General features: G+C 60.2%; 13 protein-coding genes. 7 read left to right on the top strand and 6 right to left on the bottom strand.

Going from position 1 to position 16,354, the window contains the following annotated elements:
- Positions 1 to 141: 141 nt before the first annotated feature.
- Together ACZ0AZ_RS15495 and ACZ0AZ_RS15490 are read left to right on the top strand one after the other, a co-directional pair.
- A complete protein-coding gene (locus ACZ0AZ_RS15495; protein ID WP_016771345.1) occupies positions 142 to 1,617 on the top strand; it encodes an inorganic phosphate transporter in 1,476 nt (491 codons plus the stop codon).
- A gap of 25 nt (positions 1,618 to 1,642) precedes the next feature.
- Complete coding sequence (locus ACZ0AZ_RS15490; RefSeq protein ID WP_463537682.1) at positions 1,643 to 1,993, top strand: hypothetical protein; 351 nt, start codon at positions 1,643 to 1,645, stop codon at positions 1,991 to 1,993.
- Positions 1,994 to 2,374: 381 nt separating this feature from the next.
- On the opposite strand, the gene ccoM is transcribed toward ACZ0AZ_RS15490, so the two are convergent.
- The 3 genes from ccoM to ACZ0AZ_RS15475 all read right to left on the bottom strand — a co-directional run bounded on the left by ccoM (position 2,375) and on the right by ACZ0AZ_RS15475 (position 3,230).
- A complete protein-coding gene (gene ccoM / locus ACZ0AZ_RS15485; RefSeq protein ID WP_016771346.1) occupies positions 2,375 to 2,488 on the bottom strand; it encodes a cytochrome c oxidase subunit CcoM in 114 nt (37 codons plus the stop codon).
- A gap of 144 nt (positions 2,489 to 2,632) precedes the next feature.
- Positions 2,633 to 2,794 carry a hypothetical protein gene (locus tag ACZ0AZ_RS15480; RefSeq protein WP_165368411.1) on the bottom strand — a complete coding sequence of 54 codons (162 nt, stop codon included), beginning with the start codon at positions 2,792 to 2,794 and terminating at the stop codon, positions 2,633 to 2,635.
- Between the two features lie 94 nt (positions 2,795 to 2,888).
- Positions 2,889 to 3,230, bottom strand: a complete 342-nt coding sequence (locus ACZ0AZ_RS15475) for a hypothetical protein (RefSeq protein ID WP_024011931.1) — start codon at positions 3,228 to 3,230, stop codon at positions 2,889 to 2,891.
- Between the two features lie 239 nt (positions 3,231 to 3,469).
- On the opposite strand from ACZ0AZ_RS15475, the gene rapA reads away from it, so the two are divergent.
- Positions 3,470 to 6,316 (top strand): RNA polymerase-associated protein RapA, encoded by a 2,847-nt coding sequence (gene rapA, locus ACZ0AZ_RS15470; RefSeq protein WP_415763440.1) that lies wholly within the window; start codon positions 3,470 to 3,472, stop codon positions 6,314 to 6,316.
- Positions 6,317 to 6,478: 162 nt separating this feature from the next.
- Here rapA and ACZ0AZ_RS15465 read toward each other — a convergent pair whose 3' ends face one another.
- Positions 6,479 to 7,828: a spinster family MFS transporter gene (locus tag ACZ0AZ_RS15465; RefSeq protein ID WP_463537681.1), complete on the bottom strand. Its 1,350-nt coding sequence runs from the start codon at positions 7,826 to 7,828 to the stop codon at positions 6,479 to 6,481.
- 301 nt (positions 7,829 to 8,129) lie between these two features.
- On the opposite strand from ACZ0AZ_RS15465, the gene ACZ0AZ_RS15460 reads away from it, so the two are divergent.
- Both ACZ0AZ_RS15460 and ACZ0AZ_RS15455 read left to right on the top strand, forming a co-directional pair.
- Positions 8,130 to 8,498: a YkgJ family cysteine cluster protein gene (locus tag ACZ0AZ_RS15460; protein WP_016771350.1), complete on the top strand. Its 369-nt coding sequence runs from the start codon at positions 8,130 to 8,132 to the stop codon at positions 8,496 to 8,498.
- A 150-nt stretch (positions 8,499 to 8,648) separates the two neighbouring features.
- Positions 8,649 to 10,931: a putative bifunctional diguanylate cyclase/phosphodiesterase gene (locus ACZ0AZ_RS15455; protein WP_463537680.1), complete on the top strand. Its 2,283-nt coding sequence runs from the start codon at positions 8,649 to 8,651 to the stop codon at positions 10,929 to 10,931.
- Here the strand turns inward: ACZ0AZ_RS15455 and ACZ0AZ_RS15450 are convergent.
- On the bottom strand, positions 10,822 to 11,718 hold the full coding sequence (locus tag ACZ0AZ_RS15450) for an NAD(P)-dependent oxidoreductase (protein WP_463537679.1): 897 nt from the start codon (positions 11,716 to 11,718) through the stop codon (positions 10,822 to 10,824). The two genes, ACZ0AZ_RS15455 and ACZ0AZ_RS15450, sit on opposite strands and share 110 nt — an antisense overlap.
- 196 nt (positions 11,719 to 11,914) lie before the next feature.
- Between ACZ0AZ_RS15450 and ACZ0AZ_RS15445 the strand changes: the two genes are divergently transcribed.
- Complete coding sequence (locus tag ACZ0AZ_RS15445; protein ID WP_236168012.1) at positions 11,915 to 14,113, top strand: hypothetical protein; 2,199 nt, start codon at positions 11,915 to 11,917, stop codon at positions 14,111 to 14,113.
- A gap of 284 nt (positions 14,114 to 14,397) precedes the next feature.
- On the opposite strand, the gene ACZ0AZ_RS15440 is transcribed toward ACZ0AZ_RS15445, so the two are convergent.
- The gene (locus ACZ0AZ_RS15440) at positions 14,398 to 14,703 is read right to left on the bottom strand and encodes a DUF2288 domain-containing protein (protein ID WP_016771353.1); all 306 of its coding nucleotides are present in this window, start codon (positions 14,701 to 14,703) and stop codon (positions 14,398 to 14,400) included.
- A gap of 351 nt (positions 14,704 to 15,054) precedes the next feature.
- On the opposite strand from ACZ0AZ_RS15440, the gene ACZ0AZ_RS15435 reads away from it, so the two are divergent.
- Positions 15,055 to 16,182 (top strand): branched-chain amino acid ABC transporter substrate-binding protein, encoded by a 1,128-nt coding sequence (locus tag ACZ0AZ_RS15435; protein ID WP_016771354.1) that lies wholly within the window; start codon positions 15,055 to 15,057, stop codon positions 16,180 to 16,182.
- Positions 16,183 to 16,354 lie beyond the last annotated feature (172 nt).

Below are 16,354 nucleotides of genomic sequence, written 5' to 3'. Positions count from 1 at the left end.
AAAACCCTGCGCAGCGCTTGGTTTTCACGCCCTGCAACAAATTAGATCGCAGATGCCTGTGACCAATGAGCAGACGGGGCATCGATTTCCTGTCTTTTCTGGCATAATCGCGCCCCCTTACGACCGGGTCAGAAAACCTTCATGATCGATTTATTCAGCGGACTGGATGCTTGGGTGCTTGTGAGCCTCTTGCTCGCCCTGACGTTTGTCCTCGCCTTCGAGTTCATCAATGGATTTCATGACACCGCTAACGCGGTAGCCACTGTTATCTACACCAAAGCCATGCCGCCACACCTGGCGGTGTTCTTTTCCGGTGTGTTCAATTTCCTCGGCGTGCTGCTGGGCGGCGTTGGCGTGGCGTATGCCATCGTCCACTTGCTGCCGGTTGAGCTGCTGATCAATGTGAACACCGGCCATGGCCTGGCGATGGTGTTCTCGTTGCTCGCCGCGGCCATCGCCTGGAATTTGGGCACCTGGTACTTCGGTATCCCGGCTTCCAGCTCGCACACCCTGATCGGCTCGATCCTCGGTGTCGGCCTGGCCAACGCGCTGATCAACGACATCCCGTTGAGAGATGGCGTGAACTGGCAGAAAGCGATCGACATCGGCGCCTCGCTGGTGTTCTCGCCGATGGCCGGCTTCCTCATCGCCGCACTGGTGCTGATCGGCCTGAAATGGTGGCGCCCGCTGTCGAAGATGCACAAGACGCCGGAACAGCGCCGCAAGATCGACGACAAAAAGCACCCACCGTTCTGGAACCGTCTGGTCCTGGTGATCTCGGCCATGGCCGTGAGCTTCGTGCACGGTTCCAACGACGGTCAGAAGGGCATCGGCCTGATCATGCTGGTGCTGATCGGCATCGTCCCGGCGCAGTTCGTGCTCGACCTGAACAGCACCACCTACCAGATCGAACGCACCCGCGACGCGACCCTGCACCTGAGCCAGTTCTACCAGCGCAACGCCGATTCGCTGGGCGAGTTCCTGGCACTGGGCAAGAGCGTGGAAGGCGACCTGCCGGAGAAATTCCGCTGCAACCCGCAGCAGACCGAACCGACCATCACCGCCCTGCTGCACACCCTCAAAGGTGTAGCGGACTACCATTCGCTGTCATCGGACAGCCGCATCGAAGTGCGTCGCTACCTGCTCTGCCTGGACGACACAGCGAAGAAAGTCGGCAAGCTGCCAGGCCTGGAAGCCCGTGAAAAGGCTGACCTCGACAAGCTGCGCAAAGACCTGACCACCACCACCGAATACGCGCCGTTCTGGGTGATTCTGGCGGTTGCCCTGGCACTGGGCCTGGGCACCATGGTCGGCTGGAAGCGTGTGGTGCTGACCATTGGCGAGAAGATCGGCAAGCAAGGCATGACTTATTCGCAGGGCATGTCGGCACAGATCACCACAGCCAGCCTGATCGGCATGGCCAACATTTTCAGCCTGCCGGTGTCGACCACTCACGTGCTGTCTTCGGGTGTGGCCGGGACCATGGTTGCCAATAAAAGCGGCCTGCAGGGTGGCACGGTGAAGACTATTCTGCTGGCCTGGGTACTGACCTTGCCGGCGACCGTGGCGCTGTCGGCCGGGTTGTTCTGGCTGGCTTCGAAGGCGTTGGGTAGTTGATCGTTAGCTGTTGATTGGAAAAGGCGTGATTCGTGAGGATCACGCCTTTTTTGTTATTGGGGATTGGGAGCATATCCGTTGCTACCGTAACGGCTGCTTATGGTTTCGCTTTTACAGCGTTTCACTCTTCAAGACGTCGACCGATCCCGTAACGAAGCCTGCCGAAGGGGCAAAAAGATCAAAAGCCAACGCAAATGCCAGATCAAAAGATCGCAGCCTTCGGCAGCTCCTTGTATCTCGTACCACTCCAGAACAGGTCGGCTATCAGGCCGCCTTCGCGAGCAGGTCGCTCCCACAAAAGCAAAAGCAAAGCAGCGCAGCAGCCCGCGGCAAAGCCGCCCCACTCAACAATGAGCGCAAGCTCGAGTGCTCTTGATCTTGATCCACCGGCGACGTCGGAAGGCTGAGTGGAGGGATTGATCCGGGCGTGGGAGCGCAGCGACCGTACGACGCAGTCGTACACAGCGGAAGGAGGTGCAGCGAAGCAAACCGGAGCCGCTGCGCCCGGATCAGTCCCGCAGCGAAGGAACCCGAGCCTGCGAGGGCCGAACGTAGAAGCTAGCCTTTTGGGTTACCTTTTTGGCGTTTGAAAAAGGTGACTCGCCGTAAGGGCGAAACCGCCAGCAGCCACTCCCGAAGCAACGGATATTCACCCAAACCCCAAACAGCCTGGTCGGCCCACAGGCCGCCACGGCCAAAAAAGGGGCAACCGAAGTCGCCCCAAAATGCCTTGCGTGCCCATCAAATCCAGAAGAACTCACTTGCGCCGTTTATGCGCATCCTTCCAGATAAAAAATCCAAACCCTGCAAAAAACAGCACCATGAGCCCCACCGTAAGAACCCCGGCAAACACCACGTTATCGAAAAACATGACTGGCCTCCTGGCCCTGCTTTGCTGCGATGGATTCAAATTAACAAACACACAGGCGCACATATTGACCAGGATCAATATCCGCAACGTTGAGAAATAAAGGAGGGGAAATAACTGACCTGCATCAACCAATGCAGTGGGAGATCAACGCTTTTTCGGCTTGTTCTTCGACTTTTTCTTGGTTTTTCCCAACGGCATCGCCTGCTCGAAGGCGTTGCGCACTTCGTTCAAGCGTTTCTCGTTGAGGTCATGCACACGCTTGGCGCGTTCAGTGCTGAGGTCGATCAGTTTGTCGTCTTGGCTCATGGCGTCCGGCACGTCGCAAAAGAGATCAGAGCTGCCGTCACCGGCAGGATTGCGCCAATCATGCCGCGTGGCGCAGACGCTGACCAGTCACCGGTCAAATCTCGATATCGACCCACAAGCCCTGACGCGGCTGATCGTCTATCAACGGCACCACCGGTACGGTGTTGTCAGCGTTCAGCTCAGTGCCCGGCACGGCCAAATGCTCTTCAGGATCCTCATCCGCCTCGCGACGCCGACGATCACGCTCCTGTTGGCGACGCTGCTCTTCGCGCGCCAGCAGGCGATCCTCTTCCGGATCACGTTTCTGCAGATCGATCGTGCTTTCGTTGGAGCTTTCCTGCACCGGCACCACTGGCGGGATGTCCGGCCGCTGGCGGATCGGATCCTGCTGGGAAGTGATCGGCACGGCGCTCAAGGGGAGCATCGGTGGCAACATATAAAGGTCTCCTGTCTGCAGGCTATCGGCTGGCGTGCAGGTGCCTTGAGCCGCCTGTCGCAAACTTGTGACCCGGTAGACACTGACTGGTGCCCTGCCGCTTGAAAAAAGCGACACATGACGCCTCGGCTTCAGCTTGCAGCTCGAAGCTAAAAGCTTGCCGCTGCTCCTATTCCTTTGGCCCTCAGGGTCGCATTCCGTTAAGATAGCCCGCTTTTTCAAGGTGGGAGTCAGGCAGCATGGCGCAGCAGTATCAACCGGGGCAACGCTGGATCAGTGACAGCGAAGCAGAGCTTGGTTTAGGCACCGTTCTGGCACAGGACGGCCGCTTGCTGACCGTGCTTTACCCGGCCACTGGCGAAACCCGCCAGTACGCGCTACGGAATGCGCCCCTGACCCGCGTGCGGTTCTCGCCGGGCGACTCCATCACCCATTTCGAAGGCTGGAAGATGACCGTGCAGCAGGTCGATGATGTCGACGGGCTGATGGTCTATCACGGCCTCAACGGGCAGAACGAAGTGGTCACCCTGCCGGAAACCCAGCTGTCTAACTTCATTCAGTTCCGTCTGGCCAGCGACCGCCTGTTCGCCGGGCAGATCGACCCGCTGTCGTGGTTCTCCCTGCGCTACAACACCCTTGAACACACCAGCCGCCAGTTGCAGTCCTCGCTCTGGGGCCTGGGCGGCGTGCGCGCGCAGCCGATCGCACACCAGTTGCACATCGCCCGCGAAGTCGCCGACCGTATCGCCCCACGGGTATTGCTGGCGGACGAAGTGGGACTGGGTAAAACCATCGAAGCCGGTCTGGTCATCCATCGCCAACTGCTTTCGGGCCGCGCCAACCGCGTGCTGATTCTGGTTCCGGAAAACCTCCAGCATCAGTGGCTGGTGGAGATGCGCCGCCGCTTCAACCTGCAGGTCGCGCTGTTCGACGAAGAACGCTTCATCGAAAGCGATGCCACCAACCCGTTCGAAGACACGCAACTGGCGCTGGTCGCGCTGGAGTGGCTGGTCGACGACGAGAAGGCACAGGACGCCTTGTTCGCTGCCGGTTGGGACCTGCTGGTGGTCGACGAAGCGCACCACCTGGTCTGGCATGAAGAAAAAGCCAGCGCGGAATATTCCCTGGTCGAGCAACTGGCCGAAGTCATCCCCGGCGTGCTGCTACTCACCGCCACCCCGGAACAACTCGGTCAGGACAGCCACTTCGCCCGTCTGCGCCTGCTCGACCCGAACCGTTTTCACGACCTGGCCGCGTTCCGCGCCGAGAGCGACAACTACCGTCCGGTCGCCGAAGCGGTGCAGGAACTGCTCGACAAGGGCCGTCTCTCCGCCGAGGCGCACAAGACCATTCACGGTTTCCTCGGCAACGAAGGCGAAGCCCTGCTCACCGCCGTCAACGATGGCGATACTGAAGCCAGCGCCCGCCTCGTGCGTGAGCTGCTCGATCGCCACGGCACCGGCCGCGTGCTGTTCCGCAACACCCGCGCCGCCGTGCAGGGTTTCCCGGAGCGCAAACTACACCCGTACCCGCTGCCGTGCCCCGACGAATACCTCGAACTGCCGCTGGGCGAACACGCCGAGCTGTACCCGGAAGTCAGCTTCCAGGCCCAGCCGGACGCCAGCGAAGAAGAGCGCTGGTGGAAATTCGACCCGCGCGTCGAGTGGCTGATCGATCAGTTGAAAATGCTCAAGCGCACCAAAGTGCTGGTGATCTGCGCCCACGCCGAAACCGCGATGGACCTGGAAGACGCGTTGCGCGTGCGTTCCGGCATCCCGGCCACGGTGTTCCACGAAGGCATGAACATCCTCGAGCGTGACCGCGCCGCCGCCTACTTCGCCGACGAAGAATTCGGCGCGCAGGTGCTGATCTGTTCGGAAATCGGCAGTGAAGGTCGCAACTTCCAGTTCGCTCACCACTTGGTGCTGTTCGATCTGCCGTCGCACCCGGACCTGCTCGAGCAGCGCATCGGTCGTCTCGACCGGATCGGCCAGAAACACATCATCGAACTGCACGTGCCGTACCTGGAAACCAGCCCGCAACAGCGCCTGTTCCAGTGGTACCACGAGGCGCTCAACGCCTTCCTCAACACCTGCCCGACCGGCAACGCCTTGCAGCACCAGTTCGGCCCGCGCCTGCTGCCGCTGCTCGAAGAAGCCGATGACGGCGAGTGGCAAGCGCTGATCGACGAAGCACGCGCCGAGCGTGAGCGTCTCGAAGCCGAGCTGCACACCGGCCGCGACCGTCTGCTGGAATTGAATTCCGGCGGCGCTGGCGAAGGTGAAGCGCTGGTCGAGGCGATCCTCGAGCAGGACGACCAGTTCGCCCTGCCGATCTACATGGAAACCCTGTTCGACGCGTTCGGCATCGACAGCGAAGACCACTCGGAAAACGCCCTGATCCTCAAGCCGAGCGAGAAGATGCTCGACGCCAGTTTCCCGCTGGGCGACGACGAAGGCGTGACCATCACTTACGACCGCAATCAGGCGCTGTCGCGCGAAGACATGCAGTTCATCACCTGGGAACACCCGATGGTGCAGGGCGGCATGGACCTGGTGCTGTCCGGTTCGATGGGCAACACCGCCGTCGCGCTGATCAAGAACAAGGCGTTGAAACCGGGCACCGTGTTGCTCGAATTGCTCTACGTCAGCGAAGTGGTCGCACCGCGCTCGCTGCAACTGGGTCGCTACCTGCCGCCGGCGGCGCTGCGCTGCCTGCTCGATGCCAACGGCAACGACCTGTCGCCACGGGTGTCCTTCGAAACCCTCAACGACCAGCTGGAAAGCGTTCCACGGGCCAGCGCCAACAAGTTCATCCAGGCCCAGCGTGATCAATTGACGCCACGGATCAACGCCGGCGAAGAAAAGATCGCCCCGCGGCACGCCGAGCGTGTGGCCGAAGCGCGCCGTCGTCTGGCTGCCGACACCGATGAAGAACTGGCGCGCCTGACCGCTTTGCAAGCGGTCAACCCGACGGTGCGCGACAGCGAACTGGAGGCGTTGCGCACTCAGCGTGAGCAAGGTCTGGCGATGCTCGACAAAGCGGCGTTGCGCCTGGAAGCGATTCGGGTGCTGGTAGCGGGTTAACCGCCCCGCTCCACCGCTGAAAACCAAGAGGCCCGCAGTGATGCGGGCCTTTTTATTTGCCTGTTATTTGTCAGGTGATGCAGATGGCCCCTTCGCGAGCAGGCTCGCTCCCACAATGAAATGCATTTCAAACTGTGAGAGCGAGCCTGCTCGCGAAAACGGTCAAGCAGTCGCCGCAGAAATTTCTGGCTCAACCACCGCCACCAATCCCTCCTTCATCCGCTGCGCATCCCGGACAAAACACCGCGATGCCAGAAACAGAAAGACCATGGTCAAAAACAGCGCCACCGGGATCAGGTACATCGCGTCATGCAGGCCGACGGCCTTGAACGCTTCGGTCATCTGTTCAGCTCCTGCCGACAGCATCGCCGTGTGCGCGAAGTGATCCGACAGCCCACCCACGACCACTGGCCCCAACCCGCCGCCGAGCAGATACAGACCGGCGAAGAACAACGCCATCGCCGTCGCCCGCAGGCGCGGTTCGACCACGTCCTGAATCGCCGTGTACACGCAGGTGTAGAAGTTGTAGGCGAACAGCCAGCCGACACTGAACACCGCGACGAACACGCCAATCTCGATGCGCCCGGCATGCAGCGCCCACGCCGTGCACAGGGTTGAAATGATCAGGCTGAACGCGGCGAACAACAGCCGCCCACTGGCGAAACGCTGATGAATCTTGTCGGCAATCCAGCCGCCGAGGGTCAGCCCGACCAGTCCGGTGACGCCGACGATCACGCCGGTGGCCACCGCCGCCTCCTGCAACGGCATGAGGAAATAGCGCTGCAGCATCGGCACCAGAAACGAGTTGCAGGCATAGGTCGCGAAGTTGAAGCACAGCCCGGCCATCACCAGCCACAGGAAGGTCGGCACGGCGAGGACGCGGCGGATCGGTTTATCGACTTTCTCCTGCGAGACCTGCACGGTTTCAGCTGCGCCGCGTTTCGGCTCTTTGATGAAGAACATGAACACCGCGAGGATCAGCCCCGGCACGGCAGCGATGAAGAACGGCGCGCGCCAGCTGTCAAAGGCCTTGACCATCGCGCCGATGGTGAAGAACGCCAGCAGCAGCCCCAGCGGCAGGCCGAGCATGAAAATACCCATCGCCCGCGCGCGACGGTGTGCCGGAAACAGATCGCCGATAAGCGAGTTGGCCGCTGGTGCGTAACTGGCTTCGCCGATGCCGATGCCCATGCGCACGATCAAAAAGCTCCAGAAACTGCCGACCATACCGTTGACCGCAGTCAGCGCACTCCAGGTCGCCAGGCCCCAGCCCATCAGTTTGCTACGTGAACCGGTGTCGGCCATGCGCCCCAGCGGCAGACCGGCAACGGCGTAGACGATGGTGAACGCGGTGCCGATGATGCCCAGCTGAAAGTCGCTGAGATGCCATTCCATGCGGATCGGTTCGATGATGATCGCCGGGATGGTGCGGTCGAAGAAATTGAACAGGTTGGCGAGGAACAGCAGGAACAGAATGCGCCAGGCATTCGCCGCTTGGGTCGAGTTCTGCATGGGTCCGTCTCTTTATTGTTATGAGGGCTTCACTGCCAGCGCGTCGAGCCCGGAACCTGCAATCTAGTCAGCCGCGCGGGGGCTGTCTGTCATCATTCGTCAGCCTGATATCGACCCATCGCACTGTAACGAAACGTAAGCCCTTGATAACTCTGGAATCCCCCGCCATACGGGGCTTTCGCGGCAAAATCCGGCGACAAAAAAATAGTTTCGTGCCCCCCTTCCCAACGCCATCGCAAAGCCTAGAATGGCCGCCGGATCCGTCCGGATCTTCCGATCAATCCCTTTGATACCCCCGCCCATGTCCGAAGCCAGTCCGTGTCTGAATTGCGGTGCCTGCTGTTCCCATTTTCGTGTGTCTTTTTTCTGGGGTGAGTGCTCATCCGCTGGCGGGACGGTGCCCGATGAACTGGTTGCGCAGATCACTCCAAGCCGAGTGGCAATGATCGGCACCGACCGCAAACCGACGCGTTGCACGTCATTGGCGGGTGAGGTCGGCAGCGCTGTGGCGTGCACGATCTATGACAAACGTTCGAGCACCTGCCGCGAGTTCGAGGCGTCTTGGGAGAACGGCGAGCACAACCCCGACTGCGACAAGGCCCGCGCCGCCCACGGCCTGCCACCCTTGCCGCCACACTGGAACGATCTGCCGCTGGAGCGCATTGCCTGAGCCTTAGCGCGAATCGCTATGAGGCTAATGGCAAAATCATTACCACCAATGTGCCACTACGGCTTGCAGCCGGAAAACCGCCTCTATACTGCTTTCATTCGCCTGCGTTGATTGACGCAAGGGCCAGATGAATCCGAGACGGGGCATGCTATGGAGTGGCTTGGTTTGCAGTTTGTTGCCGAGCTGCCGGCGAGCGGGCAGATTCTCCTCGATTGCAGCCACAACCCTTTGCTGGTGATGGTGGCCTATCTGGTCGCCTGCGCGGCGAGCTTCGCCACCCTGGACATGGCAGAGCGCCTGGTGCATGCCGAAGACCCGGGGTCGCGGCGAATCTGGCGCTGGATCGGCGCGACCTGCCTGGCCGGCGGCATCTGGGCCATGCACTTCGTCGGCATGCTGGCCTTCCAGACCCCCATCGATATTCAGTACGACCTCGGCATCACCCTCTTGTCGTTACTGATCGCCCTGCTCGCCTCGTGGCTGGCCATGCATACCCTCAGTGAGGTGCAGCCGAGCGCGTTGCATTGCCTCAAGACCGCATGTGTCATCGGTTTGGGCATCGCGGGCATGCATTACGTCGGCATGGCAGCGATGAAGTCGAGCGCCACCGCCTACTATCAGCCAGGGCTGTTCGCGCTGTCGGTGCTGATTGCCATCGGCGCCAGTTTCACTGCGCTGTGGGTAGCCCGCTATTTGAGCGAAGGCAGCGGGGTCGCGCATCAATTGCTCAAGTACAGCGCGGCGCTGATTCTCGGCGCCGGCATCATCAGCATGCACTTCACCGGCATGGCTGCGCTGGATCTGGTGCTTCCCGAAGGTGCCTTGGCAGCGAGCGGCAGTGAAACCGGGCATTTGCAACTGGGCCTGACCGTGGCGCTGATCATCCTGTTGATCCTCGGCAGTGCGATCAGCGCCGCCCTCGCCGACAAAAAGCTGCAGAACAAGGAAAACGACCTGCGCCGGGTCAACGCCTTGCTCAGCCAACTCGATCAGGCGCGCATGTCTTTGCAGCAAGCGGCCAATTACGACGCGCTGACCAACCTGATCAACCGCCGTGGTTTCAACCAGATGTTCGCCGAAAAACTCAGCCAGAAAACCAGCGAGGGCGGCATGCTCGCGGTGATGTTTCTCGACATCGACCACTTCAAGCGCATCAACGACAGCCTCGGCCATGACGCCGGTGACGCGCTGCTCAAAGTCATCGCCCAACACATCAAGAGCTCGGTGCGCAGCCATGAAGACGTGGTCGCGCGTTTTGGCGGCGACGAATTCTGCATCCTCATCAGCCTGCGCGACCGCGAAGAGGCGCGCGGCATGGCCCAGCGCATCATGCACAAGATGAAGGAGCCGATCGAACTGGCCGGCCGGCGCATGGTGATGACCACCAGCATCGGCATCAGCCTGTTTCCCGAAGACGGCACCACTTGCGAAGAGCTGCTCAAACACGCCGACCTGGCCTTGTACCAATCCAAAGGCGCCGGGCGCAACGGTCTGCACTTCTTCAATTCCAGCCTGAAGACCCGCGCCAGTTTCGAGCTGCAACTGGAAGAAGAACTGCGCAGTGCGCTGCGGCAAGACCACGCGCTGATGCTCTACTACCAGCCGATCTTCGAAGTGAAAACCGGGCGCGTGACCAAGCTTGAAGCCCTGATTCGCTGGCAGCATCCGGTTCACGGTTTGCTTACACCGGATCGCTTCATCGGTATCGCCGAGAATAACGGTTTGATTGCCGAACTGGACAACTGGGTGCTGCGCCGCGCCTGCAAGGATCTCGGCGAGCTGTCGCGGCATGGTTGTGCCGAATTGAAAATCGCCTGGAACTGCTCGCCGCTGAATCTGGCGCGCGAAGAGCTGGCCGAGGAGATTGAGCACGCCTTGCACACGGCGGGCGTTGCCCCGGAACGCCTGGAACTGGAGGTCACCGAAAACGCCTTGATGGGCAATATCGCCGACACTTTGGTGCTGCTGCGGCAGATCCGCGCCCTCGGTGTGTCGCTGTCGATCGATGATTTCGGCACCGGCTATTCGTCGCTGGCCTACCTCAAGCGTCTGCCGCTGAACACCCTGAAAATCGACCGCTCGTTCATCCTCGACATCCCCACCGCCACGGCGGACATGGAGATCGTCCAGGCGATCATCGTCATGGCTCACACCCTGCATTTGCAGGTGGTCACCGAGGGCGTCGAGAGCCTGGAGCAATACGAGTTTCTCGAGCGTTCGGGCTGCGATTTCATTCAGGGTTATCTGCTCAGCCGCCCGGTGCCGCTGGACGAATTACGCGCGGTGCTCGATGAAATCAACCAGCGCAAACCCGTCCTCGGGGTCAATCCGTTGAGTCTGGCGCGCGATACATTTGCACCAGCGTCGCTGGATCCTTCGCTAAAAAGCCTTGCGCCCCATGCAGGCGCATCAATTGTGCGGCCAATCCGCTGATTGGCGTCGCCGAGCCCTGCTCGCGGGAAAATTTCACCGCCGTGTCGAGATCCTTGAGCAGCGTGCGCACGTGCCACTTGATCGGTTCGAAACGGCTCTCGGCCATTTGCGGGGCAAGGATTTGCAAGGGCTTGGAATCGGCAAAGCCACCGGCCAGCGCCTCGGCGATCAGACTGGCATCGACCCCCGCCTGCTCGGCCAGCGCCACCACTTCGGCAATCACCAGTGCATTGCACGCGACGATCATCTGGTTACAGGCCTTGGTCACCTGGCCGGCACCGACGCCGCCCATATGCGTGACGCGCTGACCGAGGCTGAGCAGCACCCGGCGCACGCGCTCAAGATCTGCCGCTGCACCACCGACCATGATCGCCAGACTGCCAGCCTCGGCGCCGACCACACCGCCGGACACCGGGGAGTCAAGCCAGCCCATGCCGCTTTCCTCGGCCAGCGCTGCGGCCATCTCGCGAGTCGCGGTCGGTTCAAGACTGGAGAAATCCACCAATAGCTGGCCGTTTTTCGCACCTTCGGCAACACCGCCAGCGCCAAACACCACTTCACGCACCACGGCAGTGTCGGCCAGACACAGCATGACGATGTCGGCGTGTGCGCACAGTTCGGCAGGGCTCGATACCTGGCGGGCGCCGGCCGCAACCAGCGGTGCACACTTGTCCGGGTTGCGGTTCCACACCGTCAGCGGATAACCCGCGGCCAGCAGACGCCGGCACATGGGCAGGCCCATCAGGCCGATTCCGGCAAACCCCAACGAAGGTAGCGTTGACATCATTTCGCCTCTTTTCAATTAAAGATCACCGAATCATGGCCGATTCATCAACGATCAGGAAAGGATTCCGCCCGGCGATCAGACGAGCCAGCACTACGACGCCCGGGCCGTATTCGCGCACACAAGACGCGAGATCTTATTCCGTGAGGTTCGCCGGCACTGTTCGGCGGGCCAACCCAGTCCAGGTAAATGGCGCACCATGACCTCTAAAAACAACCCCGCCAGTGCAACAGCCGATCTGACCCTGAGCCCCGCCGCGAACAGCGCGTCATTATCCAGACCGACGCCGCCTTCGCGTCCGCTGTCGACGCAGCAATATCTGTACTTCACCGAAACCAACACTGACCGCATCCTCGATAACCTCGACGGCCTGCGCGATTCGGTGTTCCCGCGCCCGGCGCATCAGGAAGGCGACAACGAGCAGCACAACGATCAGGAATTTCCCTCGGTGTGCCTGATCGGCCTCGGTCGCTGCGGCTCCAACATCGCCCTCGACGTGGCGGAGCTGGTGTACAACGCGCGCAAGTTCTACCTCAACGAATTCAACAACGAAGACCGCCCGACCGACCGGCGTCTGGCCGACAAGGGCTACAGCCCGGCGCAGTGGATCAAGAACAACCTGCGCATCGGCACCAGCAAATCGACCAAACCGGTGTTTCTGGTCGAACCGCTGGTGATGCTTGGCGACCTCGACAAGGACATCGCCGGGCGCATCCGTTTCTCGCGTAAGGGCGAGAAAAGCGGCTTCCTGCGCGACTACAGCAAAATGAAGATCATGGACTTGTCCGAAGTCCACGCCGGTGGCGCCGGTAATGCGCCGATCCTCGGCCAGTACCTAGCGAAGATCATCCTCAACAAAGACACCCAGCGCTTCTCCAGCCCCGACTGGAAAATGATCCACTCGTACCTGATCGACAGCTGCGGGATCAAGGCCAACCAGTCGCGCCTGTATTTCTCGATCTTCAGTGCCGGCGGCGGTACCGGTTCGGGCATGGCCTCGGAGTTCGGTCTGGCCCAGCAGCACTCGTACATGAACAAGACCTTCGACACCAAGCCGATGGACGAGCATGACGGCAAGAGCGGTCATTCGTTTGTGTTCGAGCCGATCTTCACCAGCGGCATCTGCGTGCTGCCGAACATTTCCGACCACCGCAGCGAAATGTCCGAGGCGCTGCACATCAACGCCGGGCGCCTGCTGTGCAAATACCTGTCGGAGGAATGGGATTTCTCCTACAACTTCGCCAACGAAGACAGCAGCGAAGCCAGCGTGATGGGGCGTATCCGCCCGTGGAATGCGATGATGCTGATCTCCAACGACATCATGCGTTACGCCGAAGAAAGCGATGACGGCAATATCCAGAACATTGATGTCAATGCCATGGAGAAGCACGCCAACCAGTACATCTCGCAGCAGATCTTCAATATTCTGACGGCGCAGGCAGTCACCACCGACTACGACCAGAACTACTTCCGCCGTGCCGGCATCGACATCGGCGAAACCATCCGCCTGGACGCCAACGACCTGTTCATGAGTCTGGCCGGGCCGGTGGCGATTGCCTACGCCGAATCGGTAGTCCCGGAAACCCCGCCGCCGAGCAGCGACAAGTTCAAGGTCTTCGACAAAGAGCCGCAGCGCCTGAACATCGACGACCTGTTCTTCCGTTCGATCGACCTGCCGCACTTCAACAAGGTCACTCAGGCCATCGAAGGCATCAGCCTGCTGCCGATCGAATCCAAGCGTTATCGCGCTTCGCTGGAGCAGTACAAGAATTCCGGCTACGACGCCGCCGCGCTGCACGACCTGCACTTCTTCAAGAATTGCTCGTCGGTGGTCTCGATCGTCTCGCTGCCGAAAGACTACAAACTGTCGTACATGGACCTGAACCGGTTGAAGACCCACCTCAACAGCCTGTTCCCCAACACCACGCTCAAGCGCTACGCGCTGGTTATCGGCGCTTCGGCCAACCTGTCGCTGACCACCCTGATAGCCAAGAGCCCGTGCCTGTCGGACGACTTCCTCACGCTGATCGTGGCGTTCATCAAGCGCTGCTTCGCGAAGAATCCGTACCGTTTCGACGAGACGCTGGATAACTCGATTCTCGACTTCATCATTCAGGAAGACTTCGACGAAGAGCGGATCGACGACCTGCTCAATGAGTTCGAAAACCCGGCGAAGATTCTCGATACCAACTGGTACGCGATCAAACCGATGTACGAAAAGAAATACCGTGAGTTGATCAACGACAAGGACAAGTTCGTCTCGATCAATGACATTCGCCTGTCGCGTGATTGCGTGAAGAAGTCGATCAAGTACCTGCGCGAGATCTACCGCCACCGGATTGGCAAGACCAAGGTGATTTCGCTGAATAACCATACCGGGAAGACGTTCTCGGTCTGATCCAGCACCGAGTAGCCCCCTTCGCGAGCAAGCTCGCTCCCACATTTGGAATACATTGCCCTGTGGGAGCGAGCTTGCTCGCGAAGGGGCCGGCTAATTCGCCGAAAATCTCAGGCCTCCCAACATCCAGAAACAATTAAGCGACCCTCAGGCCGCTCCATAAACTGTTCCCGTTACGTTTACGTCACCGTGAGGCGTGGCATTTCTCCACGGCAAGGTGCCATCACGCTACTCCGCTACACACTTGCGGTGCGGCAATCGAGGCACCAAAAGAGTGCGGGCAATTACACGGCCGCCCTTTCCTGGATCAGAATCCACGGCGAAACCACCACGGCCCACAGCTGCGGATCACGTTCGAAAATATCCAGTGCCCGCGTTTCAGACAGCTTGGCGACCTTGTCGTCGGCCAGCCAGGCCGCGACTTTCTCGCCTTCATCCGAGGCCACGGCCTCGGCGGCGGCGATCAAATCCAGGTCAGGGTCGACCCACAATAGGGCACCCTTGGCGAAGAACGGCTCCAGCTCTTTCCAGGTAATAGATGCCGTTTCACCAAGCAGCTTGGCATAGAGGGTGCTAGGTTCTTGATTCATGGGAGCTGTCCGGAAAAGAAATCGACGCGAATGATAACGTCGGTGGTCCGGCAGAAAAACCCGGTTGCAAATCGCTGCACCGAACGAAAAGAGCAGGAACGCCAGGGAATGCTGCCTTTTGGGATATATGCCCCCGATTGCCCCGCCGCAATTCTGTCTCTTTCATTCAAAAATGCGACACCCCCAAGTTTTGCCCCGTGGCGCCCGCTTCCCAGTTGATCAAGCGGCGCTCTACACTGTACCGGTACAGTTGCCGGGGCATTTTCCGGAGGGTATCGCAAAGATATCTGACCCGGTTCTGCTGCTACGGCGCCAGAACTCTAAAAAATACAACAGTAAGAGTGGAGCACTATGACTAAGGCTACTAAGCAGATTTCCAAACTGTTTGCCGCTATGGTTCTGGCCGGGGTTGCCAGCCATTCGTTCGCAGCTGACACCATCAAAATCGGTATCGCCGGTCCTAAAACCGGTCCAGTAGCCCAGTACGGCGACATGCAGTTCAGTGGCGCGAAAATGGCCATCGAGCAGATCAACGCCAAGGGCGGCGTCGACGGCAAGAAACTCGAAGCCGTTGAATACGACGATGCCTGCGATCCAAAACAAGCGGTAGCGGTAGCGAACAAGGTCGTCAACGACGGCGTCAAGTTCGTGGTCGGTCACCTGTGCTCCAGCTCCACCCAGCCAGCTTCGGACATCTACGAAGACGAAGGCGTGATCATGATCACCCCGGCTGCCACCAGCCCGGACATCACCGCCCGTGGCTACAAAATGATCTTCCGCACCATCGGTCTCGACAGCGCCCAAGGCCCTGCCGCCGGCAACTACATCGCCGATCACGTGAAACCGAAAGTGGTTGGCGTGCTGCACGACAAACAGCAGTACGGTGAAGGCATCGCCACCGCCGTGAAATCGACCCTCGAGAAGAAAGGCACCAAGGTTGCCGTCTTCGAAGGCGTCAACGCCGGCGATAAAGACTTCTCCGCCATCATCGCCAAGCTCAAGCAAGCCGGCGTCGACTTCGTCTACTACGGCGGCTACCACCCGGAGCTGGGTCTGATTCTGCGTCAGGCTCAGGAAAAAGGCCTGAAAGCCCGCTTCATGGGTCCGGAAGGCGTGGGTAACGACTCGATCACCCAGATCGCCAAGGATGCGTCCGAAGGCCTGCTGGTGACCCTGCCGAAATCGTTCGACCAGGATCCGGCCAACGTTGCCCTGGCTGACGCGTTCAAAGCCAAGAAGGAAGATCCGAGCGGTCCGTTCGTGTTCCCGTCCTACTCGGCAGTGACCGTGATTGCCGAAGGCATCAAGGCGGCCAAGTCCGAAGACGCTACCAAAGTGGCTGAAGCCATCCACGCCGGTTCGTTCAAGACCCCGACCGGCGACCTGAGCTTCGACGACAAGGGCGACTTGAAGGACTTCAAATTTGTCGTGTACGAGTGGCACAACGGCAAACCTAAAACCGAAGTTTCGCCTCAGTAAGGCCTTGCCCGACTGACTGCCAATAAAGCCCACGGCGTGCCGTGGGCTTTGTTTTGCGAATGTATGGGCCGCGCTGGCGTGATCCGCCAGTCGGCCCACCTGAAAATCTCAAAACCGTCATCAGCGGTTCGCTGGCAAAACCCGGATTCGAAGTGGATAGAGATCCACGGGG

Source organism: Pseudomonas sp. AC239, assembly GCF_979258545.1.
The sequence above is the reverse complement of the archived record's forward strand: the minus strand, read 5'-3'. Positions and strand labels throughout refer to the sequence as shown.